The following is a 21850-nucleotide window of genomic DNA, read 5'->3' as shown; positions in this document are numbered from 1 at the left end:
GCCCGCAGACCCCCTTGTAGACCCCGGGACCTTGTAGGTCCCGGGGTCTACAAGGTTCCGGGGGCTACATCCATCCGCTCCCCGGCGTCCCCGCGAGCCACAGCAGGGCGAGCAGGGTGTCGAGGGCGCCCAGTACCACCGCGACCAGCGGTGCGACCGCGCGGGGTGCCCAGCGGCGGCCCATCGCCAGCCAGCCGCACACCACGGCCACCGGCCCCAGCAGGATCCCCAGCACAAAGAAACCGGCGACGGCGAAAACCACCCCGACGATCCCGAGCGTCCCACGGTCCAGCCTGTCCCCTGACCTCATCCGGCCACGTGGACGGGGGTTCCTACGTGTTCCGCGCCCGAACCCTGACATGGGTCGACTCCCTTGCGCGTGGGGGCACTTCACAGAGCCGGGTACCCAATGAGGCGGTTTCACACGGGAGTACGCGCCTCGCGCCCCTACACGTCGAACCGGAGGACCCGGCCGTCGCCAGATGACGACCGAACCCGAACCGACCGGACGGACCGAGCTGGCCGCTCCCCGCCTGACGGCGGAGCCGGCTCAGGCCGGCGGATCCCCGGGGCCGCGGCGCGCTGTCCCCCTCCGGCAGCGCGCCGCAGCCCTGGGCATGACCCACTGTGACGCGCGCCGGGAACGCCGCGCGAGGAACCTTTAGGGAAGTCACCCTGATTGGGGAACTTCATTGACGTTCCGTCAGTTCCGTTGACAGGCGGCGAGTTGACGGGGTGTCAGAAAAGAGGTCGACGTGCAGGCGCTCCCGGCCAGGTCAGATGTGCACCCCGCCCCCCGAACCCCCCGCGTTCTGCCCCCGTTTCGTCAGGAACGCCACCAGCACGGCGAACACGGCGACCCCTGTGGCCACGAGCGACGCGAGGCTCATCCCGGCGATGAAGGTGTCGTGCGCGACGCCGGTGATCTTCGCGGCGACCTCGGGAGGCGTACCCGGCGCGATCGGGGCCGCCCCGACCTGCACCGCCTCGGAGGCTTGGTCGAGCTGGGCCGGCGTCATCTCGGGCAGCCCCGCGGCCTTCCAGTTCCCCGGCAGCGCGCTGTCGACCTTGGAGGCCATGATCGCGCCGAGGACGGCCGTCCCGAGGCTGCCGCCGATCTGCATGGCGGCCTGCTGGAGCCCGCCGGCGACCCCGGAGAGTTCCATGGCCGCGTTGCCGACGATGACCTCGGTCGCGCCGACCATGACCGGCGCGAGACCGAGGCCGAGGAGGGCGAACCAGATGGACATGGCGAGGCTGCCGGTGTCCGTGTCGAGCGTGGAGACGCCGTACATGGCGACGGCGGTGCAGGCCATGCCCCCAGCGAGGGGGACGCGCGGCCCGAAGCGCGTGATCATCGCGCCCGCGAGCGGCGAGCCGACGATCATCATGCCGGTCAGCGGCAGGAGGTGGAGGCCGGCGTCGATGGGGCTGAGCCCATGGACGTTCTGGAGGTAGAACGTCACGAAGAAGAGCCCGCCCATGAAGGCGATGGCCATGAGGACCATGAGGACCACACCGGCGGAGAGCGGCACCGAGCGGAAGAGCCCGAGCGGGATCAGCGGCTCCTTCACCTTCGTCTCCCAGAACGCGAACACCCCGAACCCGGCCACCGAGACCGCGAGGAACGTCCAGGTCAGCCCGCCGCCCCAGCCCCACTCGGGCGCCTTGATGAGGGCCCAGACGAGACAGAACACCGCGCCGGACAGCAGCCCGATGCCGAGGAGGTCGAAGGAGCGCGGCGCGTTGTCCGCGCGGTGGTCGAGCAGGATCCACACGCCGAGCGCGACGGCGAGGACACCGACCGGCACGTTGATGAAGAACACCGACTGCCAGCTGACGTGCTCGACGAGCACCCCGCCGAGGATCGGCCCGCCCGCGGTGGACGCGCCGACGACCATGCCCCAGATCCCGATGGCCATGTTCAGCTTCTCGGCGGGGAACGTCGCCCGCAGCAGCCCGAGCGCCGCCGGCATCAGCAGCGCCCCGAACAGCCCTTGCAGGACACGGAAGACGACGACCGTGGTGACGCTGGAGGAGAGGCCGATCGCGCCCGAGGCGAGCGCGAAACCGGCCACGCCTATCAGGAACGTCTGGCGGTGCCCGAAGCGGTCGCCGAGCTTGCCCGCGGTGATCAGGGAGACCGCGAGGGCGAGGAAGTAGCCGTTGGTGATCCACTGCACCTGCGCGAACGTGGCGCCGAGGTCTTTCTGGATGGCCGGGTTGGCGATGGCCACGATGGTGCCGTCCAGGGCGACCATCATGACGCCGACGGCGACGGTGATCAGCGTGAACCAGGGGTGCCCGCGCAGCCCCTCGCCGCGCGCTCCCTCGCCCGGTGTCCCGCCCGGTGGCGGCGCCCCGTCCCCGTGGCCCGCCGTTTTTAACGTGGTCTGACTAGTCATGCCTTCTACGCTAGTGACAGCTACTGACAATTGACGAACCCTTACACAAGCCGGTGACTGACACCTATGCCGACGCTGCGCGAACGCAAGAAGCAACACACCAGGGACGCCCTGGTCAGAGCCGCGCTCGCGCTCTTCACGACCCAGGGATACGAACACACGACCGTCGACGAGATCGTGGCCGCCGTCGAGGTCTCGCAGCGCACCTTCTTCCGCTACTTCGCGAGCAAGGAGGAGGTCGCCCTGTTCGTCCCGCGCGTCGCCGAGGACCACTTCGTGGCGTGCCTACGCGCGCGCCCGCCCCACGAGCCGCCGTTCGAGGCGATGGGCCGGGCGCTGCGCGAAAGCCTCGGGACCATGGACGAGGCGATCGAGCGCGTCGTCCCGATGGAGCTGTACGTCCACGGCTACCGCGTGATCGAGGAGACGCCCGCGCTGTTCGCCGCCCATCTGCGGCGCTCGGCGGAGCTGGAGGAGCTGATCGCCGGGATCGTCGCGGAGCGCGAGGGCGTGGACCTCGCCGAGGATCTGCGGCCGCGCCTGGTGGTCGCGCTGTTCAGCGGGGTGATCCGGGTCGCGGAGCGCGGCTGGGCCCACGGCGGGAGCGTGAGCCTGGCGGACATGCGGGAGCGGACGGCGCTGTACCTCGATCAGGTGGGACCCGGACTCTTCGGGACCTGGCGCGAGAGCTGAGGGAATCCGGCGGGAGAGCTGACCGGACCGCTGCCCACACCCCTATTTATCAAAACGTGATCCCCGTCACTGAAAGCCCCCGAGACCCTTCCGTTCTCCTAGTGTGTCCTCCCAGTGACTTCCTTCGACTCCTCTCCCCAGCTCGGCGTCTGGCGCGCACTCCTCGCGCTGGCCGTGGTGTTCGTGATGCTGTCGACCACCGGGTGGACCGCCCTGCGCAACCACCACTCCGACAGCGCCCTCGAAGCCTCCCGCTCCGCCTGGCGGCACGGTTTCGCGGACGGCCACAGCCTGCCGGACCCCGACCAGGCGCCCGCGCTCCTGGCCCGCTTCTTCGCCACCCTCACCGGCTCGCAGCGCAACGCGCTCGCGCACGCGTACCCGCTCGCCGTCGGCAACATGAACGGCGCCCCGGTCAAGCTCCGCTACCGCGCCAACCGCGTCGCGCTCGGCCAGGCCATCGCCGTCGAGCGCGCCCGCATGCACGACCGCAGGCTCAGCGAGGACGGCCAGCGCGAGGCGGGCCGCCGCATGCACCGCTTCGAGAGCATGGCGACCGGCGGCCGGCAGATCCTCGCCTTCGACCCCGAGGGCGAGGGCCGGGCCGCCGAGGTCTTCGGCGACCTGACGACCGCCGCCCGCGTCTCCGTCGTCGTCCCCGGAGTCGACACCGACCTGCTCACCTTCGAGCGGACGGTCCGCAGGTACGCCGCCCCCGTCGGCATGGCCCAGGCCCTGTACGCCGCCGAGCGCGAGGCGAGCCCGCGGACCGGGACGGCCGTCATCGCCTGGGCCGACTACACCGCCCCCGCCGGGCTCGGCATCGACTCGGCGACCGCGATGCGCGCCGAGGACGGCGCCGTCCGCCTGAACGCCCTGCTGCGGGCGCTGCCCGGGAAGGCGCCGGTGTCGCTGTTCTGCCACAGCTACGGCTCCGTCGTCTGCGGGGTCGCCGCGCACGCCATGCCCGCGCGCGTGGCCGACATAGCGGTCGCCGGGAGCCCCGGGATGCGCGTCGAGAAGGCGTCCCACCTGCACACGTCCGCGCGCGTATGGGCGATGCGGGACGCGGACGACTGGATCCAGGACGTCCCCTACCTCGAACTCGGCGGGCTCGGGCACGGCGAGGACCCCGTCTCGGCGGGGTTCGGCGCGCGCCGCCTGTCCGCGAAGGAGGCGCGCGGGCACGCCGGGTACTTCGAGCCCGGCACCGACAGCCTGCGCAACTTCGCCGAGATCGGCACTGGCGCGTATGACGCGGTGCGGTGCGCCGGAGATGACGGCGCCTGCAGGGCGGGTTTGTCCGCTACTACCACGGTCGGACGCGCGTAGAAACAGCAGGAAGTGCGGTATGCGCGAGGAGGGGACGAAGATGCGGGTCCCGCATACGATGAGCCGCATGGGTGATGTACTGGCCGGTTCGCATGCCGCCTGGGAGTTCGAGTCCGACTCCGTGCTCATCCGCTACGAACGGGGGATGCGGGCGCCGAAGCTCTTCGCGGCGCTCGGTGAACGGCGTGTCCCGCTCGCGGCGGTCGAGGGCGTGTCCCTGTCCCCCGGCAGACGCGGGACCGTCGTCCTGAGCCTCGACCTGCGCGAAGGCGCCGATCCGCTGCTCGCCGCGGCCGACGGCCAGCTCAAGGAGGGCGCCGACCCCTACCGGCTCGTCCTGCCCGCCGAGCGCGACGCCCTCGCCGAGTACTACGCGGAGGAGCTGCGCGGCCTGCTCACCGCCACGGGCCCGGCGGAACGGTTCCTCATCGACGCCCCCGAGGTCCCGCTCGCCTTCAAGGCGTACGACGCGAAGGCGTCCTTCGACGGCCGCACCGTCCGCTTCCGCTGGTTCTGGACGGGCGCGTCCTCCGCGAAGTGGAAGGCGGGCGACCAGAGCTTCGACGTCGCCGAGCTGACCGGCGTCGAGTGGCGCTCGCCGGAGGTCTTCGAGGGGCACCTGCGGCTGCTGCGGGGCGAGACACCGGCCGCGCAGCCCGACCAGGACCCCGCCTCCGTCGTCTTCGGGCTCGGGTACGGGCCCGTCCACGAGTCCCTGCCGTTCGCCGCGGCCGTCCTCGCCGCCGTGCGCGGGCAGCGGGGGACGGCGGCCCTGGTCCCGGCACCGGCCCGGCGCGACCCGGCCGACGTCGCCGACCGGATCCGCCACCTCGGCGAGCTGCACGCGGCGGGGCTGGTGACGGACGAGGAGTTCTCCGCGAAGAAGGCGGAACTGCTGGCGGAGCTGTAGGGGGGCGGGCCTACGCGGAGTAGAACTGGATCTTCCGGTTCAGTACCGCCAGCGTCCCGTTCAGCTCCGCGATCCGCGCCTGGACGTCCCTGCGCGTCGACTCCAGCAGCTCCCGGCGCTCGTCGAAGGTCCGCTCGCCCTCCCGCGCCAGCTCCGCGTACCTGACCATGTCCGCGACCGGCATCCCCGTCAGCCGCAGCTTCCCCACGAAGTCCAGCCAGTCCAGGTCGCGGTTGCAGTACCGGCGCTGGCCCGTGTGCGAGCGGTCCACGTGGTCCAGCAGCCCGATCCGCTCGTACCAGCGCAGCGTGTGGGCCGTCAGCCCGGTGAGCGCGACGACCTCGCTGATCGTGTAGCTGTCCTTCCCGTCCGGACGGGGATGGGGCGGCGGCGGGGCTGCGCAGACGTCGGCGGGGGCTTGCGGGGCTTCGATGGCCAGGGACGAGGTCTGCATCACCGTCATGCGTCCCACGCTAAGACCTTGGAGTGGGCTCGAAGCAAGCGGAAACGGTAAGAAAGACGACGGTAGGCTCGTCGTATGTCGCTGAGCAGCCTCACCCAGATCGAGAACTGGCCGGTCCCGACGGCCGCGGCGGGCGTCGTCCGCGCCGACGGCACCGTCCTCGGCACCCACGGGCCGACCGACCACCTCTTCCCGCTCGCCTCGGTGACCAAGCCGCTCACCGCGTACGCCGCGCTCGTCGCGTACGAGGAGGGCGCGATCGACCTCGACGAACCGGCCGGGCCGCCCGGCGCGACCGTCCGCCATCTCCTCGCCCACACCTCCGGCCTCGCCTTCGACGAGCACCGCGTGATGGCGCCCCCCGGCGACCGCCGTCTCTACTCCAACGCCGGTTTCGAACAGCTCGGCGACCACATCGCCAAGTCGACGGACATCCCGTTCCCCGAATACCTCCACCAGGCGGTGTGCGAGCCGCTGGGCATGGAGCGGACGACGCTGGCCGGGTCCCCGGCGAAGGACGGCGTCTCCACCGTCGCCGACCTCCTCCTCTTCGCCGCCGAACTCCAGGCACCCCGACTCCTGGACCCCCGCACGGTCCTCGACGCCATGACCGTCCAATACCCCGGCACCAAGGGCGTGTTGCCGGGCTACGGGCACCACAACCCCAACGACTGGGGCCTGGGCTTCGAGATCCGCGCCACCAAGTCCCCCCACTGGACCGGCACTTCCTCCTCCCCCCGCACCTTCGGCCACTTCGGCCAGTCCGGCACCTTCCTCTGGACCGACCCGGACGCCGGCCTGTCCTGCGTCGCCCTCACCGACCGCCCCTTCGGACCGTGGGCGATCGAGGCGTGGCCCGCGTTCACGGACGGCGTTCTGAGGGAGATCCAGGGCGCCTGAGAACACCCCCTCGGTTAATCTCGTGCCCCACGGCACACGGTGATCTCGGGGGAGCGATGAGCGGGGCACAAGCGGGCGGGGTCTTCGGGGCGTTGGGGGTGGAGGACCCGGGGACGGTGGGGCCCTACCGGCTGGTGGCGAAGCTGGGGGCCGGGGGGATGGGGGCCGTCTATCTGTCGCACACGCCCGGCGGGCATCCCGTCGCGGTGAAGACCGTGCGGCCGGAGCTGGCGGAGAACGCGGAGTTCAGGCGGCGGTTCCGGCAGGAAGTGGAGGCGGCCCGGCGGGTGCAGGGGTTCTACACGGCGCCGGTGCTCGACCACGACGTCGAGGGCACCCACCCCTGGCTGGTCACGGCGTACGTGGCCGGGCCGAGTCTCGCCGAGGCCGTCGGAAGGCACGGCCCGCTGCCGGTGCCGTCGGTCCTGCTGCTGCTCGCCGGTGTCGCGGAGGCGCTGTCGGCGATCCACGGCGCCGATGTGGTGCACCGGGACCTGAAGCCGTCCAACGTCCTCCTCGCGGCGGACGGCCCGCGAGTGATCGACTTCGGGATCGCGCGGGCGTCGGACGCGACGTCGCTGACGGGGACGGGGGTCGCCCCGGGCACCCCGGCGTTCATGTCGCCGGAGCAGGCGGCGGGCAGGCCGGTGACGCCGGCGTCGGACGTGTTCTCGCTGGGCCAGATCGCGGTGTTCGCGGCGACGGGCAGGGGCGCGTACGGGGACGGCTCCGCGCACGCGCTGCTGTACCGCATCGTCCACGAGACGCCGGATCTCACCGGGCTCCCCGCCGAACTCGCCTTCGTCGCCCGCTGCCTGGACAAGGACCCCGCGAACCGGCCCACCCCGGCCGAGGTGATCGCCCTCTGCCAGCAGGCGTCCCCGACTCCCCTGCGCCAGTCCGGCGAGTGGCTGCCGGCGGCGGTCGGCGCGGACATCCCGACGCACGCCCCTGAACCGGCGGCGGCTCCTCAACCCACGGACACCGCGAGGGCGTTGGGTACGCCAACCTCTCAACTCCCTGACACCCCAACCCCGTTCGGCCCGGCAGCCCCTCAAGCCCCGACCCACCCCGCCTACCACCCACCCCAACTCGCCTACACCCCCACCCACATCAACCCGCCCCAGCCGCCGCCCCCGGTCTGGCATCCCCCGGCCCCCCGCCGCACCACCCTCGCCCGCCCGCTCGGCCTGGCCCTCGCCGCTGTCCTTCTCGTCCCCCTGGCCCTGTGGGGCGTCAACCGCCTCACGGACACCACGGGCACCACGGAGGACTCGGGTGATGACACCCCGGTCAGCGCCACCCCCACCGCGCCTCCAACTGCCCGCACCTACAAGGACATCGACCTCCCCCTCGACTACTTCATCCGCTTCGGCGACACCCCGCCGAAGCCCGTGAACGACGGCGGCTCGACGCGCAACGGCGAGGACTCGGACTTCTACTTCTTCCAGGGCAACGACGACGAACTGATCGGCAGTGTGGGCCGCGAGGTCGTCGTGCTGGGGGCGAACCAGCAGGGCACGCTCCAGACGTGCCGGACGGAGACGCGCTTCACGAGGGAACTCCCGCTCCCCCAAGTCCCGGTCGGCACAAGGATGTGCGTGCACTCGGCGGCCGGGCACATCGCGCTGGTGACGTACCGGGGAACCTCCCCGAAGACGGATCCGAGCCGCTACATCACGGTCGACGTGACGATCTGGCGAAACGCGGAAACCTGAACCGCCGAGCCCTAACCGCCCAGCTCCCACACCAACACCTCCGCACCCCCGCCGGAGGCGACCAGCTCCAACTCCCCCTCCCCGGACAGCCGCAGCGCGTCCCCGGCGCCCAACTCGACGTCCCCCACCCGCACTTCACCACGCACGACGTGCACGTACCCGAGTTTCGCCTCGGGTACGGCCGTCCGCTCCCCGGCGGTCAGCCGCCGCACGTGCAGCATGGCCCCCGCGCGCGGAACGGCGTACGGCGTGGAGTCGGCGATGCCGTGGACGACGTCGTAGGAGGGCTCGCCCCCGGGTTCGAGGGGGGCCAGCCACATCTGGAGGAAGACGAGGGGGACGTCCGCGTCGTTGCGTTCGACGTGGCGGACCCCGGCGGCGGCGGAGAGGCACTGCACGTCACCGGGCCGCACGACGGTCTCGTGCCCGGCGGAGTCGCGGTGGGTGAGTTCGCCGGAGACGACCCAGGTGACGATCTCGGTGTGGGAGTGGGGGTGTTCGTCGAACCCGGCGCCGGGCGCGAGCCGTTCCTCATTGCAGGCGATGAGCGCGCCGAAGCGGAGGTTGCCGGGGTCGTAATGGGGCCCGAAGGAAAAAGAGTGCAAAGTCTCGATGCCCCGCGCGGCATCGCCACCCCGGTACCGCGAGTCCTCGCGCCGCACGTCCATCACCTGACCAAGGTATCCCCACGCCTCATGACCCCGCTCCGATGAGGCACCCTTGTCCCGTGCCCGAACCCAGACCCACCACCCCCCCGCCCTCGGCCTCGGCCCATCCGCACTCCGCGACGCTGCGGCGGCTGGAGAAGTCGTCCGGATCGCTGGCCGCGCAGGCCATCGCGAGGATGGACGAGAGCCTGTCGTGGTACCGGGCGATGCCCCCGGAGAACCGTTCCTGGATCGGCCTGGTCGCCCAGGCGGGCATCGCGGCGTTCACGGAGTGGTTCCGGCGTCCGGACGCCCCGCAGGCGATCTCGACGGACGTCTTCGGCACCGCGCCGCGCGAACTGACCCGGGCGATCACCCTGCGGCAGACGGTCGAGATGGTCCGCACGACCATCGAGGTCATGGAGTCCGCGATCGACGAGGTGGCGGCCCCCGGTGACGAGCAGGTGCTCCGGGAGGCGCTGCTGGTGTACGCCCGCGAGATCGCGTTCGCTACCGCGCAGGTGTACGCCCAGGCCGCCGAGGCGCGGGGCGCCTGGGACGCGCGCCTGGAGTCGCTGGTGGTGAACGCGGTGCTGAGCGGCGAGGCCGACGAAGGGGCGGTTTCCAGAGCGGCCGCGCTGGGCTGGAACTCCCCGGAGCACGTGTGCGTTGTCCTGGGTACGGCTCCGGACGGCGACTCGGAGCTCACTGTCGAGGCGATCCGCCGGGCCTCCCGGCACGCCAAGCTCCAGGTCCTCACGGGCGTCCTGGGCTCCCGTCTCGTCGTCATCGCGGGTGGCAGCGACAACCCGGTCGCCGTCGCCAAGTCGCTGATCGGACCGTTCGCGGCCGGACCGGTCGTCGCGGGGCCCGTCGTACCGGACCTGCTGACGGCGACCCGCTCCGCGCAGGCCGCGGCCGCCGGGCTGAAGGCGTGTTCGGCCTGGCAGGACGCTCCCCGGCCGGTACTGGCGGACGATTTGCTTCCGGAACGAGCGATCGCGGGCGATCCCACCGCGCGCGGTCAGCTGGTGGAGGAGATCTACAGACCGCTGGAGGAGGCCGGTTCCGCGCTGCTGGAAACACTCTCCGTGTATCTCGAACAAGCCAGCAGTCTCGAAGGCGCGGCCCGGATGCTCTTCGTCCATCCGAACACCGTGCGCTACCGGCTCCGACGTGTGACTGACGTCACCGGATGGTCACCCTCCGATGTACGCTCGGCCTTCACTCTGCGGATCGCGCTGATCCTGGGGCGCCTGGCCGACGGAGATCCCCAGACCTAGGCTTTTGTCGGGGCTCCACAAAACCCCCTGCTGTTCTTCGTCCCTGTCCCCACGGGCGGCCTTGGCCGTCCCCAAGAGAGAGTGTGAGAGTGCTCGTACTCGTCGCTCCCGGCCAGGGCGCCCAGACGCCCGGCTTCCTGACCCCCTGGCTCGACCTCCCCGGTGTCGAGGACCGCCTCCGTGCGTGGTCCGACGTCATCGGGCTCGACCTGGTGCACTACGGCACGAACGCCGACGCGGACGAGATCCGTGACACGTCCGTCGCCCAGCCGCTGCTGGTCGCCGCCGGCCTCGTCTCCGGCGCGGCGCTGGGTGACGTCACGCCCGGCGCGGTCGCCGGTCACAGCGTCGGCGAGCTGACCGCCGCCGCGTGGGCGGGCGTCCTCAGCGAGAACGACGCGCTGTCCCTCGTCCGCAAGCGCGGCCTGGCGATGGCCGAGGCCGCCGCCGTCACGCGGACCGGTATGGCGGCGCTGCTCGGGGGCGACCCGGCGACGACCGTCCCGCATCTGGAGAAGCTGGGGCTGACCCCGGCGAACATCAACGGCGCGGGGCAGATCGTGGCCGCCGGTACCGCCGAACAGCTCGCGGCGCTGGCCGAGGACAAGCCCGAGGGCGTCCGCAAGGTCGTCGCGCTGAAGGTCGCGGGCGCCTTCCACACGTCGCACATGGCCCCGGCCGTGGCGGTGCTGGAAGAGGCCGCGTCCGGCCTCGACCCGGCCGACCCGACGGTGCCCTACGTCTCCAACAAGGACGGCGAGGCCGTCGCGTCCGGCGCCGAGGTGCTGAGCCGCCTCGTCGGCCAGGTCGCGAACCCGGTGCGCTGGGACCTGTGCATGGAGACGTTCAAGGAGCTGGGCGTCACCGCGATCATCGAGGCCGCGCCCGGCGGCACCCTCGTCGGCCTGGCCAAGCGCGCGCTGCCCGACGTCCCGAGACTGGCCCTGAAGACCCCCGACGACCTCGACGCGGCCCGCGAGCTGATCGCGGAACACGGCGCCTGAGAGGAGATCCCGATGGCGAAGATCAAGCCCGGCAAGGGTCATCCGTACGCGCGCATCCTCGGTGTGGGCGGCTACCGCCCCGTCCGCGTCGTGCCCAACGAGGTCATCCTGGAGACGATCGACTCGTCCGACGAATGGATCCGATCGCGTTCCGGCATCGAGACCCGGCACTGGGCGAACGACGAGGAGACCGTCGCCGCCATGTCGGTCGAGGCGTCCGGCAAGGCGATCGCCGACGCGGGCATCACGGCCGCGCAGATCGGCGCGGTGGTCGTCTCGACCGTCTCGCACTTCAAGCAGACGCCGGCGATCGCCACCGAGATCGCCGACAAGCTGGGCACCGACAAGGCCGCCGCGTTCGACATCTCGGCGGGCTGCGCGGGCTTCGGCTACGGCCTCACGCTCGCCAAGGGCATGATCGCCGAGGGCAGCGCGGAGTACGTGCTGGTCATCGGCGTGGAGCGGCTGTCCGACCTGACCGACCTGGAGGACCGGGCGACCGCCTTCCTGTTCGGGGACGGCGCCGGCGCGGTCGTCGTGGGCCCCTCGAAGGAGCCGGCGATCGGCCCGACGGTGTGGGGCTCGGAGGGCGACAAGTCCGAGACGATCAAGCAGACGGTGCCGTGGACGGACTACCGCGACGGCGTCGTCGACAAGTTCCCCGCCATCACGCAGGAGGGTCAGGCGGTCTTCCGCTGGGCCGTCTTCGAGATGGCCAAGGTCGCCCAGCAGGCGCTGGACGCGGCCGGCATCACCGCGAGCGACCTCGACGTCTTCATTCCCCACCAGGCCAACGAGCGGATCATCGACTCGATGGTGAAGACGCTGAAGCTGCCGGAGCACGTCACGGTCGCGCGTGACGTACGCACCACCGGCAACACCTCGGCCGCCTCGATCCCGCTCGCGATGGAGCGGCTTCTGGCGACCGGGGCGGCGAAGAGCGGCGACACGGCGCTCGTCATCGGTTTCGGGGCGGGTCTCGTGTACGCGGCGACGGTCGTTACCCTCCCCTAGGCACACCGTTGCCGGATCACGCACTCCTGCGCCTGGCCACGGTAAGCAGCACAGCCAACCCTCTGGAAAGAAAAAGAAGGAGCGCCACCATGGCCGCCACTCAGGAAGAGATCGTCGAAGGTCTCGCGGAGATCGTGAACGAGATCGCCGGCATCCCCGTTGAGGACGTCCAGCTGGACAAGTCCTTCACCGACGACCTGGACGTCGACTCCCTGTCCATGGTCGAGGTCGTCGTCGCCGCCGAAGAGCGCTTCGACGTCAAGATCCCGGACGAGGACGTCAAGAACCTCAAGACCGTCGGTGACGCGACCGACTACATCCTCAAGCACCAGGGCTGAACCGCCCTGGGCGCTGAGCCTGTGGGGTGATTGCCCCGCCACCCGGCGGTGGCGCCGTTTCATCCTCGAAACTCCGTAGGAGAGAGAATTCCCGTGAGCCCGACCAATCGCACCGTGGTCGTCACCGGTATCGGCGCAACCACACCGCTGGGTGGCGACGCAGCCTCGACCTGGGAAGGTCTGATCGCCGGTAAGTCCGGTGCCAAGGCCCTGACCCAGGACTGGGCGGCCGACCAGGCCGTCAGGATCGCGGCCCCGGCCGCGGTGGACCCTTCCGAGGTGCTGCCGCGTCCGCAGGCCCGCAAGCTCGACCGCTCGGCGCAGTTCGCGCTGATCGCGGCGCGGGAAGCCTGGGCGGACGCCGGCTTCACCGCCCGCGCGGGCGAGGACACTTCGGTCAACCCGGACCGGCTCGGCACGGTCATCGCCTCCGGCATCGGCGGCGTGACGACCCTGCTCGACCAGTACGACGTGCTGAAGGAGAAGGGCGTACGCCGCGTCTCCCCGCACACCGTTCCCATGCTCATGCCGAACGGCCCCTCGGCCAACGTCGGCCTGTACGTCGGCGCCCGCGCGGGCGTCCACACCCCGGTCTCCGCCTGCGCCTCGGGCGCGGAGGCGATCGGCTACGCGATCGAGATGATCCGCACCGGCCGTGCGGACGTCGTCGTCGCGGGCGGCACGGAGGCGGCGATCCACCCGCTGCCGATCGCCGCGTTCGGCAACATGATGGCGATGTCGAAGAACAACGACGACCCGCAGGGCGCGTCCCGCCCGTACGACAAGGCGCGGGACGGGTTCGTCCTCGGTGAGGGCGCCGGTGTCGTCGTCCTGGAGTCCGCCGAGCACGCGGCGGCGCGCGGGGCGCGCGTGTACGCGGAGGCCGTCGGGCAGGGCATCTCGGCCGACAGCCACGACATCGTGCAGCCGGAGCCGGAGGGGCGGGGCATCGCCGCCGCGCTCAGCCACCTGGTGTCCAGCACCGACCTGGACCCGGCGGAGATCGTGCACGTCAACGCGCACGCGACGTCCACGCCGGCCGGTGACATCGCCGAACTGAAGGCGCTGCGCAAGGTGTTCGGCGACCACGCCGACCACTTCGCGGTGTCCGCGACGAAGTCCATGACCGGGCACCTGCTCGGGGGCGCCGGCGGGGTCGAGACGGTCGCGACCGTCCTCGCGCTGTATCACCGGGTCGCGCCGCCGACCATCAACGTCGACAACCTCGACCCGGAGGCGGAGGCCAACGCCGACGTCGTCGTCGGCGAGGCGCGCAAGCTGCCGGTGGAGGGGCGTATCGCCGCGCTCAACGATTCGTTCGGGTTCGGTGGGCACAACGTGGTGCTGGCGTTCCGGACGGTCTGAGAAGGCTTTGTAGGACGCTGAAGTAGGACGCTGAAGGGGCCCCACCTGAAAAGGTGGGGCCCCTTCGTCAGTTCACACCACCTGGTGCAGCCAGCGCACCGGCGCGCCCTCGCCCGCGTAGCGGAACGGCTCCAACTCGTCGTCCCACGGCTTGCCGAGGAGCTTGGTGATCTCGGCCTCGATGTCGCTCTCGCCGCGCTGGGAGCGGAGCAGGGCCGCGCGCAGCCGGTCCTCGGGGATCAGGATGTCGCCGTGGATGCCGGTGACCGCGTGGAAGATGCCCAGGTCCGGGGTGCAGCTGTAGCGCTCGCCCTCGGCGCTCGCGCAGGGCTCGGCGGTGACCTCGAAGCGCAGCATCTGCCAACCGCGCAGCGCGGAGGCGAGTTTGGACGCGGTGCCGGCCTGGCCCTTGAAGGAGAACTCGGAGCGCCAGGTGCCGGGCGCGGCGGGCTGGCGGATCCAGTCGAGGTTGACGCGCGTGCCGAGCACCCCGGCGATGGCCCACTCGACGTGCGGGCACAGCGCGCGCGGCGCGGAGTGCACGTACAGAACTCCACGTGTCGTCACCGGGACCTCCGGGCAGAGCGGGACATCTTGCAGGGCTGGCTGAGCGGCGGCGTCGGGGCAGCCACGTTGATGGCGAGGCTACCGTGCGACGGGGTGCGGAGTGTGACGTACCGTCGGTCCAGGTGCCCCGAAAGGCCCGCCATTCACTCGGCAGGACGCTTGTGCGGGTGGGGAACGTTCCGTGGATCGGGTGTGGAAACGGGAAAGGAAGCGGATCGGGAACTCGGCCGCGTTGTAGAGGGTGTGGGGGATTTGTTACCGGACGACTGAAGGGGCCGGGCGGACATGGTGACGACGCGAGGGCGGGGGGTGCTCGCCGGGATGCTGGCGGGGGTCTCGCTGGCGGTGGCGGGGTGCACGGGCGGCGCTGGGGGCGGGGGCGGCGGTCCTACGGCCCCTTCGTCGACGCGCGCGGCGGCGAAGCCGTCCCCGGTGTGGAACGCGCGGCCGGCGTCGCTGGCGGCCGTCGGGGACTCCATCACGCGCGGGTTCGACGCGTGCGGGATCCTCCGGGACTGCCCGGAGGCGTCGTGGGCGACGGGCGACAGCACGGAGGTCGACTCGCTCGCCGTGCGGCTGCTGGGGCCCGCGAAGGCGGAGACGCACAGCTGGAACTACGCCAAGACGGGTGCGCTGATGGCGGATCTGCCGGGGCAGATGGCGCAGGCGGGCACGCGGCAGCCGGGTCTGGTGACGGTGATGGCGGGGGCCAATGACGCGTGCCGGGACTCGGTGACGCAGATGACGCCGGTCTCGGCGTTCCGTACGTCGTTCGAGCAGTCGATGGCCGCGCTGCGGTCGGTGTCGCCCAAGTCGCAGGTGTACGTGGCGAGCGTGCCGGACCTCAAGCGGCTCTGGTCCGAGGGGCGGACCAGTCCGCTCGGCAGGGCCGTGTGGAAGGTGGGGATCTGCCCGTCGATGCTGGCCGACGCGGACGTCCTCGACCAGGCGGCGACCACGCGGCGGGACTCCGTGCAGGAGCGGGTGCGGGAGTACAACGCGGTGCTGGAGGAGGTGTGCGCGAAGGACCCGCTGTGCCGGTTCGACGACGGGGCGGTGTACGAGTTCCGGTTCGGGACGAAGCAGTTGAGCCGGTGGGACTGGTTCCATCCGAGCAAGAGCGGGCAGGCGCGGCTGGCGGAGATCGCGTATGCCAAGGTCACCGAGCCGGGGGCGTGAGCGGGTGGAGACCGGTGTCTTAGGGTTTCGCTCATGAGCGAACACTTCGGAACACTTTCCGACGGCACCCCGGTGCACCGCTGGACCCTGGAGCGGGCCGGCACCCGGGTGCGGATCCTGTCGTACGGCGGGATCGTGCAGTCCGTCGAGGTCCCGGACCGGGACGGGCGGGCGGCGAACGTGGTCCTCGGGTTCGCCGACCTGGCGGGCTACCTCGACCGTCCGGAGCCGTTCCTGGGCGCGCTGATCGGCCGTTACGCCAACCGCATCGCGGGCGCCCGCTTCACGCTGGACGGCGTCACGTACCCGCTGGCCGCCAACAACGCGCCCAACTCGCTGCACGGGGGCCCGGCGGGCTTCGACAAGGTCGTCTGGGGCGGCGCGCAGGCCGGGCCGCACGCCGTGCGCCTGAGCCGGGTCTCGCCGGACGGCGAGGAGGGCTTCCCGGGGCGCCTGGAGGTCTCGGCGGTGTACTCCCTGGACGCGTCGGGGGCGCTGCGGATCGCGTACGAGGCGACGACCGACGCGCCCACCGTCGTCAACCTCACCAACCACAGCTACTTCAACCTCGCGGGTTCCTCCGTCGCCACCGATCACGAACTGCGCGTCGCCGCCTCGCGGTTCACGCCGGTCGACGCGACGCTGATCCCGACGGGCGAGCTGGCCGACGTCACCGGGACGCGGTTCGACTTCCGTGAGTCCCGGAAGACGGGCGGGGGTTACGACCACAACTTCGTGCTGGACAAGGGGGTGACGGGCGAGGCCGTGGAGGTCGCCGAGCTGCACGATCCGGCGTCGGGGCGGGTGTTGACCGTGTCGACCACCGAACCCGGGCTCCAGGTGTACACGGCCGACCACCTCCCGGCGCCGTTCGTGCCGTGCGCGGGGATCGCGCTGGAGACCCAGCACTTCCCGGACTCGCCGAACCGGCCGGAGTTTCCGGGGACGGTGCTGCGGCCGGGGGAGGTGTACCGGTCGGAGACGGTGTACGGGTTCTCCGCGCGGTAGTCGGGGATTCTTCGTGGAACCCCGGTCCAGGGGTCAGGGTCCCGGACCGGGGTGGCTCCACGAGGCGATCCCTGTACCGGACACGCTATCCGGTGTGCGGGGATTCCGCCGTCTCCGGACGATCTACCCCCTTCGATTCCCGACGAACCCTTCACAACTCCCCTTCTGTGCGGGCTGTTTGCGTGGCTTGTGGGGGAGACGCGGTATGGCGTGGACGTCGTCCGCCACGGGAGACTTGTGCCGTCCCGGCAACCACCGCAGAAACGGAACCCCCACATGCTCCGTGTCCGTCTCGGCGTCCTCGGTCTGGCACTGCTGACCGGCCTCGCCTCCCCCGCCACCGCGAGCGCGGCTCCCGCGGCCGCGCCGACCGTCGAGGAGCAGCGGCTCGACCGCGCCGTCCCGCAGGAGATCCTGGCGCGGTCCGGATTCGCCTCCGTGGCACCGGAGTTCGCGCGGGCGCTGGCGGGTGCGCGGTCGTACGCGGACGCCCGTGCCGTCGTCGCGCGGGACGGGGCCGCGTTGTGGCGGCGGGCGGTGGACCATGCGCAGGGGCGGGGGCCCGTGGGTGGGGATCTGAGCCGGGGGGACGATCGGCCGCTGTACTGGGCGCGGCTCGGGATGACGCGGGAAGTGCGGGGCTGGGAGCCGGAGTTCGGGCTCAGTTCCGGGCAACGGGCGGCGTTGATCGGTGAGTTGGAGCGGACGTCGCGGGGGCAGGCGGACATCGGGTATCCGGCTCGTGAGGGCGGGGTCAAGCGGGTCCTCGTCACCGGGTTCGATCCCTTCACCCTCGACGCCGACATCCGGATCTCCAACCCCTCCGGCGCGTCCGCCCTCGCGCTCGACGGGACCGTCGTGCGTACCGCGCGGGGGCTCGCGCGGATCGAGACGGCCGTGTTCCCGGTGCGCTGGGCGGACTTCACCGACGGGGTCGTCGAGCGGGCCCTGCGGCCCCATCTGCCCTCCCTCGACCTCCTCACGACCGTCAGCCAGGGGCGGGTGGGGCGGTTCGACATCGAGCGCACCAACGGGGCCTGGCGCGGGGGGTTCTGGGACAACGACAACATCGGGCGCACGGAGACGATCCCGGTCACCGATCCCGCGTCCCAGCCGCAGTGGACGACCACGACCCTTCCCTACGCCGCGATCGTCGCCGCCCCCACGGGGCCGTTCCCCGTCTACGACAACACGACCGTCACGGAGATCCCGGCGGGCGGTACCTTCCCCGTCGAACGGCCCGACGGCCCCACCCCCGGCTCAACCGCCCGCGAGGGAGGCGGCGGCGACTACCTCTCCAACGAGATCGCCTACCGAGCGACCCTCCTCCGCGACCGCCTGGGCCTCAGCACCTCCCTCCCTGCCGGGCACGTCCACACCCCCGTCCTGGAGTTCGGCCCCGACAACCCGGACCAGGTCACCGACCCACAGTTCGTGAGCAACCGCGAGGCGATCGTGGGGCAGGTACGGGAGATCGTGCGGGTGGCAGTGGGGAGCTGAGGCCGGGGGCGGGGGCTGGTGGGGCGCCGGGGGCGCTTCGGGCAGCCCCCGCCCGGCTGGGGGTTCAGCGGCCGGGCGAGGTGAGCCACGCGGGACGGCCGTGCCGGGGGCAGTGCTGGCGGGTGTCCGCCGGGCCGGGAGGCGGAGAGCGGGGCGGGGCTGGGGGCGGGGGCTGGTGAGGCGCTTCCGGCAGCCGCCGCCGGCCGGAGGGTCGGGCATGGCCGGGTGAGGTGAGCCACGCGAGACGGCTGCGCCGGGGGCGGTGCTGACGAGTGTCCGCCGGGCCAGGAGGCGAAGGGCGGGATGGGGCTGGGGGCGGGGGCTGGTGAGGCGCTTCCGGCAGCCGCCGCCGGCCGGAGGGTCGGGCATGGCCGGGTGAGGTGAGCCACGCGAGACGGCCGTGCCGGGGGGCGGTGCTGACGAGTGTCCGCCGGGCCAGGAGGCGAAGGGCGGGATGGGGCTGGGGGCGGGGGCTGGTGAGGCGCTTCCGGCAGCCGCCGCCGGCCGGAGGATCGGGCATGGCCGGGCGAGGTGAGCCACGCGGGACGGCCGTGCCGGGGGGCGGTGCTGACGAGTGTCCGCCGGGCCAGGAGGCGGAGAGCGGGGCGAGGGCCCCGGCCGGGTGAGGGGGACGGCATTGCGGGGGCACACGCCGGGGCTGCTTCCGACGGGCAGCCGCCTGGCCGGGCGAGGTGGGGGGCGTTGCGGGGTGGTCCGTGCCGGGGGCGGTATCGATGGGCGTCCGCCTGGCCTGGAGGCCGAGGGCGGGGTGGGGCTGGGTGAAGTGGGCGGCGGCGCGGGACGGTCGTGCCGGGGCTGCTTCCGACGGCCGGTCGCTTGCCCGAGGGCACACGGGGTGCGGCGAGCTGAGCCGTCGCGGGACGGTGTTGATGGGCTCCTGTTCCGTCCCGGCGGCGTTCAGGGGGCTGGTGGGTGTGGGCGGACGGGGGCCTGTCGTGCCGCGTCGGGGTGGTCAGACCGTGTTTGCCCGGGTCTCGTCGTCGGCGGTCTCGGTCTCGTCGTCGTCCTGCTCGTTCTCCTCTTCGAGGAGGTGGCGGGTCATGAGGGTGGCGCCTGCTACGGCGCCGGGCATGAGGAAGACGGCGACGACGGGGAGGAGGAAGGCGAGGGCGAGGGGGGTGCCGAAGCCCCAGACGAGGGTTTTGCGGGTGCGGAGGAGGGTGAGGCGGGCGCGGAGTTCGATGCCTCGGCGTTGGAGGGCGACGGAGGTGAGTTCTTCGGTGAGGAAGAAGCCGGTGACGAAGAGGCCGAGGACGGGGATGACGGTCTGGCCGACGACCGGTACGAAGCCGAGGCCGAACAACAGGAGGCTCCACAGCCCGGCCCGCGCGAGCACCCGGACGCTGTCCCGCGCGGACACCCACAGGTCCCGCCAGAGCGGCAGCCCCGACTCGGGCGCGGTGCCGTCCACCGAGACGTCCCTGTCGACGCTCTCCGACAGGCTCTCGTAGAACGGCTGCCCGATCAGCAGCGTGACGGCGGTGAAGGTCAGGACGGCGAGCAGGAGCGCGAGCGCGAACAGGACGACGGTGAGGAAGCCCCGGAAGATCCCCTGCCACGGGCTGGACCAGTCGTCCGCGAAGGGCGTGGCCCAGGCGACGAGGTCGCCGCCCCACAGGATCAGCGAGCCCAGCGCCGCCACGTACAGCACCAGCGTGATCAGGCCCGGGATCAGCCCGAACCCGTACTGCTTCCCGTGCCGGGCGACCCATCGCTGCCCCTGCACCAGAAACCCGAAACCCACCCCAAGATCGCGCATACCAAAACTCTATCGGCCCCGACTGACAACACCCCTCCCCCGGCGTTCGCGGCTACTGCGCGGGGGCGTCGCCCTGAGCCGACGACTCGCCCAGCATCCTGCGGAGCAGCCCGCGCAGGAGTTCCCGTTCGACCGGGCTCAGCTCGGCGAAGGGTTCGCGCGCGAAGTGGAGCGCGTCACGGAGGTCGCGGGCGGTACGGCGCCCCTCCTCGGTGACGGCGGCGAGTTTGACGCGGCGGTCCGCGGGCGCGGGTCGGCGTTCGACGAGGCCCCGGGTCTCGAGCCGGTCGACGATGCCCGTGACGTTGGACGGCTCGCACTTGAGGCGTTCGGCGATCTTGCGCATGGGAAGCGGTTCGAGGGCGAGGAGGGAGAGCAGGCGGGCCTGCGCGCCCGTGAGGGAGTGTGCCGTGGCCGCCGTCTCGTAGTCCTCGTGGAAACGGGACACGACCTCGCCGATGAGTTCGATGACCTCCATGGTGAGGGGGTCGTGGCGGCGGGTGCTCTCTGTGACCATGCGCACCAGCGTACCCCGATACTTGACAACATGAAATATTCAGGGGCATTGTTGTTTCAGGTAGTGAAGTAATGCGAGGAAAGGGCCCCGATGATCAACCGTGAATGGCACCTGCTCAGCCGCCCCGTCGGCTGGCCGAAGACCGAGGACTTCGCCCTCGTCGAGGCGGAGGTCCGCCAGCCCGGTGAGGGTCAGGTCCTGGTCCGCAACAAGTACCTCTCGGTCGACCCGTACATGCGCGGGCGCATGAGCGACGCGAAGTCGTACCTCCCGCCGTTCGAACTGGGCAAGGCCATGCAGGGCGGCGCGGTCGGCGAGGTGATCGAGTCCAATGCCGAGGGGATCGCCCCCGGTGACCACGTCCTGCACTTCGGCGGCTGGCGCGAGTACGCGACGTTCGACGCGAAGCAGGCCGTCAAGGTCGACGCCGACGCGGCGCCCCTGTCCACGTACCTCGGTGTCCTCGGTATGACCGGCCTCACCGCGTACGCGGGCCTGCTGCGCACCGCCTCGTTCAAGGAGGGCGACTCGGTCTTCGTCTCCGGCGCGGCCGGCGCCGTCGGCAGCCAGGTCGGGCAGATCGCCAAGCTGAAGGGCGCCTCCCGCGTCATCGGCTCCGCCGGGTCCGACGAGAAGGTCAAGCTCCTCGTCGAGGAGTACGGCTTCGACGCCGCGTTCAACTACAAGACCGGCAAGGTCTCCGACCTGCTGCGCGAGGCCGCTCCGGACGGCGTCGACGTCTACTTCGACAACGTCGGCGGGGACCACCTCGAAGCCGCGATCGGCTCGCTCAACGTGGGCGGCCGGATCGCCGTCTGCGGGATGATCTCGGTCTACAACAACACCGAGCCCGCCCCCGGCCCCCGCAACCTCGCCCGCCTCATCCAGACGCGCGGGCGCATCGAGGGCTTCCTCGTGGGTGACCAGTACGACCTCCAGCCCGCGTTCGTCGCCGAGGTCGCCCCGTGGGTCGCCTCGGGCGCGCTGAAGTACCGCGAGACGGTCACCGAGGGCGTCGAGAACACGCTGGACGCGTTCCTCGGCGTGCTGCGCGGCGACAACATCGGCAAGGCGGTCGTCAAGCTCTGACCGACCCGCGCGCGGGAGCCCGGACCGCTCCCGGGACCCCGCCGCGCACGGAAGCCGCACCCCCGGACGTGGGGTGCGGCTTTCGCTTTCGCGCAGACACCCTCTTGTTGCCGTTGAGTCGAACAGGTACATCTCGCC

21 protein-coding genes are annotated in these 21850 nt (G+C 71.8%); 14 read left to right on the top strand and 7 right to left on the bottom strand.

Annotated features, from left to right (window positions below):
- Positions 1-64: 64 nt before the first annotated feature.
- Positions 65-361: a small hydrophobic protein gene (locus IAG44_RS28245; RefSeq protein ID WP_187749886.1), complete on the bottom strand. Its 297-nt coding sequence runs from the start codon at positions 359-361 to the stop codon at positions 65-67.
- A gap of 415 nt (positions 362-776) precedes the next feature.
- Positions 777-2405, bottom strand: coding sequence for an MFS transporter (locus tag IAG44_RS28240; RefSeq protein ID WP_187749885.1), 1629 nt, complete (start codon positions 2403-2405; stop codon positions 777-779).
- Positions 2406-2471: 66 nt separating this feature from the next.
- Between IAG44_RS28240 and IAG44_RS28235 the strand changes: the two genes are divergently transcribed.
- The 3 genes from IAG44_RS28235 (at position 2472) to IAG44_RS28225 (ending at position 5340) form a co-directional block, all read left to right on the top strand.
- Positions 2472-3098, top strand: coding sequence for a TetR family transcriptional regulator (locus IAG44_RS28235; protein WP_187749884.1), 627 nt, complete (start codon positions 2472-2474; stop codon positions 3096-3098).
- Between the two features lie 114 nt (positions 3099-3212).
- On the top strand, positions 3213-4430 hold the full coding sequence (locus IAG44_RS28230) for an alpha/beta hydrolase (protein WP_187749883.1): 1218 nt from the start codon (positions 3213-3215) through the stop codon (positions 4428-4430).
- 67 nt (positions 4431-4497) lie between these two features.
- On the top strand, positions 4498-5340 hold the full coding sequence (locus IAG44_RS28225; protein ID WP_187749882.1) for a DUF4429 domain-containing protein: 843 nt from the start codon (positions 4498-4500) through the stop codon (positions 5338-5340).
- Positions 5341-5350: 10 nt separating this feature from the next.
- Here IAG44_RS28225 and IAG44_RS28220 read toward each other — a convergent pair whose 3' ends face one another.
- Positions 5351-5803, bottom strand: coding sequence for a MerR family transcriptional regulator (locus tag IAG44_RS28220; protein ID WP_187749881.1), 453 nt, complete (start codon positions 5801-5803; stop codon positions 5351-5353).
- A gap of 75 nt (positions 5804-5878) precedes the next feature.
- Between IAG44_RS28220 and IAG44_RS28215 the strand changes: the two genes are divergently transcribed.
- Entirely contained in the window at positions 5879-6703 is an 825-nt protein-coding gene (locus IAG44_RS28215) for a serine hydrolase domain-containing protein (RefSeq protein ID WP_187749880.1), read from the top strand.
- 56 nt (positions 6704-6759) lie between these two features.
- Positions 6760-8421 (top strand): serine/threonine-protein kinase, encoded by a 1662-nt coding sequence (locus IAG44_RS28210; RefSeq protein ID WP_187749879.1) that lies wholly within the window; start codon positions 6760-6762, stop codon positions 8419-8421.
- A gap of 11 nt (positions 8422-8432) precedes the next feature.
- Here IAG44_RS28210 and IAG44_RS28205 read toward each other — a convergent pair whose 3' ends face one another.
- A complete protein-coding gene (locus tag IAG44_RS28205; RefSeq protein ID WP_484603596.1) occupies positions 8433-9092 on the bottom strand; it encodes a pirin family protein in 660 nt (219 codons plus the stop codon).
- A 38-nt stretch (positions 9093-9130) separates the two neighbouring features.
- On the opposite strand from IAG44_RS28205, the gene IAG44_RS28200 reads away from it, so the two are divergent.
- The 5 genes from IAG44_RS28200 to IAG44_RS28180 all read left to right on the top strand — a co-directional run bounded on the left by IAG44_RS28200 (position 9131) and on the right by IAG44_RS28180 (position 14072).
- Positions 9131-10351, top strand: coding sequence for a PucR family transcriptional regulator (locus IAG44_RS28200; RefSeq protein WP_187749878.1), 1221 nt, complete (start codon positions 9131-9133; stop codon positions 10349-10351).
- An 89-nt stretch (positions 10352-10440) separates the two neighbouring features.
- A complete protein-coding gene (locus tag IAG44_RS28195; RefSeq protein WP_187749877.1) occupies positions 10441-11355 on the top strand; it encodes an ACP S-malonyltransferase in 915 nt (304 codons plus the stop codon).
- 12 nt (positions 11356-11367) lie between these two features.
- A complete protein-coding gene (locus tag IAG44_RS28190) occupies positions 11368-12369 on the top strand; it encodes a ketoacyl-ACP synthase III (RefSeq protein WP_187749876.1) in 1002 nt (333 codons plus the stop codon).
- Positions 12370-12458: 89 nt separating this feature from the next.
- The gene (locus tag IAG44_RS28185) at positions 12459-12707 is read left to right on the top strand and encodes an acyl carrier protein (RefSeq protein ID WP_046584552.1); all 249 of its coding nucleotides are present in this window, start codon (positions 12459-12461) and stop codon (positions 12705-12707) included.
- Positions 12708-12800: 93 nt separating this feature from the next.
- Entirely contained in the window at positions 12801-14072 is a 1272-nt protein-coding gene (locus tag IAG44_RS28180) for a beta-ketoacyl-[acyl-carrier-protein] synthase family protein (protein WP_187749875.1), read from the top strand.
- Positions 14073-14144: 72 nt separating this feature from the next.
- On the opposite strand, the gene IAG44_RS28175 is transcribed toward IAG44_RS28180, so the two are convergent.
- Complete coding sequence (locus tag IAG44_RS28175) at positions 14145-14639, bottom strand: DUF3145 domain-containing protein (protein ID WP_187749874.1); 495 nt, start codon at positions 14637-14639, stop codon at positions 14145-14147.
- 285 nt (positions 14640-14924) lie between these two features.
- On the opposite strand from IAG44_RS28175, the gene IAG44_RS28170 reads away from it, so the two are divergent.
- The 3 genes from IAG44_RS28170 (at position 14925) to IAG44_RS28160 (ending at position 18326) form a co-directional block, all read left to right on the top strand.
- Positions 14925-15818, top strand: coding sequence for an SGNH/GDSL hydrolase family protein (locus IAG44_RS28170; protein WP_187749873.1), 894 nt, complete (start codon positions 14925-14927; stop codon positions 15816-15818).
- A gap of 33 nt (positions 15819-15851) precedes the next feature.
- Positions 15852-16826, top strand: coding sequence for an aldose epimerase family protein (locus tag IAG44_RS28165; RefSeq protein ID WP_187749872.1), 975 nt, complete (start codon positions 15852-15854; stop codon positions 16824-16826).
- A gap of 276 nt (positions 16827-17102) precedes the next feature.
- Entirely contained in the window at positions 17103-18326 is a 1224-nt protein-coding gene (locus IAG44_RS28160; protein ID WP_187749871.1) for a pyroglutamyl-peptidase I, read from the top strand.
- A 973-nt stretch (positions 18327-19299) separates the two neighbouring features.
- Here the strand turns inward: IAG44_RS28160 and IAG44_RS28155 are convergent.
- Together IAG44_RS28155 and IAG44_RS28150 are read right to left on the bottom strand one after the other, a co-directional pair.
- On the bottom strand, positions 19300-20106 hold the full coding sequence (locus IAG44_RS28155) for an EI24 domain-containing protein (RefSeq protein ID WP_187749870.1): 807 nt from the start codon (positions 20104-20106) through the stop codon (positions 19300-19302).
- A 52-nt stretch (positions 20107-20158) separates the two neighbouring features.
- Complete coding sequence (locus tag IAG44_RS28150) at positions 20159-20623, bottom strand: MarR family winged helix-turn-helix transcriptional regulator (protein WP_187749869.1); 465 nt, start codon at positions 20621-20623, stop codon at positions 20159-20161.
- Between the two features lie 90 nt (positions 20624-20713).
- Between IAG44_RS28150 and IAG44_RS28145 the strand changes: the two genes are divergently transcribed.
- Positions 20714-21712 (top strand): NADP-dependent oxidoreductase, encoded by a 999-nt coding sequence (locus IAG44_RS28145; RefSeq protein WP_187749868.1) that lies wholly within the window; start codon positions 20714-20716, stop codon positions 21710-21712.
- Positions 21713-21850: the final 138 nt, after the last annotated feature.

It is taken from the genome of Streptomyces roseirectus (genome assembly GCF_014489635.1).
In the GTDB taxonomy this organism is placed as follows: domain Bacteria; phylum Actinomycetota; class Actinomycetes; order Streptomycetales; family Streptomycetaceae; genus Streptomyces; species Streptomyces roseirectus.
This window is presented reverse-complemented; position numbering and strand designations above follow the sequence as displayed.

What these genes read in the sequence shown, in the direction of transcription:
- IAG44_RS28245 (WP_187749886.1), bottom strand. Translation starts at nt 361, where the DNA reads ATGTCAGGGTTCGGGCGCGGAACACGTAGGAACCCCCGTCCACGTGGC.
- IAG44_RS28240 (WP_187749885.1), bottom strand. Translation starts at nt 2,405, where the DNA reads ATGACTAGTCAGACCACGTTAAAAACGGCGGGCCACGGGGACGGGGCG.
- IAG44_RS28235 (WP_187749884.1), top strand. Translation starts at nt 2,472, where the DNA reads ATGCCGACGCTGCGCGAACGCAAGAAGCAACACACCAGGGACGCCCTG.
- IAG44_RS28225 (WP_187749882.1), top strand. Translation starts at nt 4,498, where the DNA reads ATGGGTGATGTACTGGCCGGTTCGCATGCCGCCTGGGAGTTCGAGTCC.
- IAG44_RS28220 (WP_187749881.1), bottom strand. Translation starts at nt 5,803, where the DNA reads ATGACGGTGATGCAGACCTCGTCCCTGGCCATCGAAGCCCCGCAAGCC.
- IAG44_RS28215 (WP_187749880.1), top strand. Translation starts at nt 5,879, where the DNA reads ATGTCGCTGAGCAGCCTCACCCAGATCGAGAACTGGCCGGTCCCGACG.
- IAG44_RS28210 (WP_187749879.1), top strand. Translation starts at nt 6,760, where the DNA reads ATGAGCGGGGCACAAGCGGGCGGGGTCTTCGGGGCGTTGGGGGTGGAG.
- IAG44_RS28200 (WP_187749878.1), top strand. Translation starts at nt 9,131, where the DNA reads ATGAGGCACCCTTGTCCCGTGCCCGAACCCAGACCCACCACCCCCCCG.
- IAG44_RS28190 (WP_187749876.1), top strand. Translation starts at nt 11,368, where the DNA reads ATGGCGAAGATCAAGCCCGGCAAGGGTCATCCGTACGCGCGCATCCTC.
- IAG44_RS28185 (WP_046584552.1), top strand. Translation starts at nt 12,459, where the DNA reads ATGGCCGCCACTCAGGAAGAGATCGTCGAAGGTCTCGCGGAGATCGTG.
- IAG44_RS28170 (WP_187749873.1), top strand. Translation starts at nt 14,925, where the DNA reads ATGGTGACGACGCGAGGGCGGGGGGTGCTCGCCGGGATGCTGGCGGGG.
- IAG44_RS28165 (WP_187749872.1), top strand. Translation starts at nt 15,852, where the DNA reads ATGAGCGAACACTTCGGAACACTTTCCGACGGCACCCCGGTGCACCGC.
- IAG44_RS28160 (WP_187749871.1), top strand. Translation starts at nt 17,103, where the DNA reads ATGCTCCGTGTCCGTCTCGGCGTCCTCGGTCTGGCACTGCTGACCGGC.
- IAG44_RS28155 (WP_187749870.1), bottom strand. Translation starts at nt 20,106, where the DNA reads ATGCGCGATCTTGGGGTGGGTTTCGGGTTTCTGGTGCAGGGGCAGCGA.
- IAG44_RS28150 (WP_187749869.1), bottom strand. Translation starts at nt 20,623, where the DNA reads ATGGTCACAGAGAGCACCCGCCGCCACGACCCCCTCACCATGGAGGTC.
- IAG44_RS28145 (WP_187749868.1), top strand. Translation starts at nt 20,714, where the DNA reads ATGATCAACCGTGAATGGCACCTGCTCAGCCGCCCCGTCGGCTGGCCG.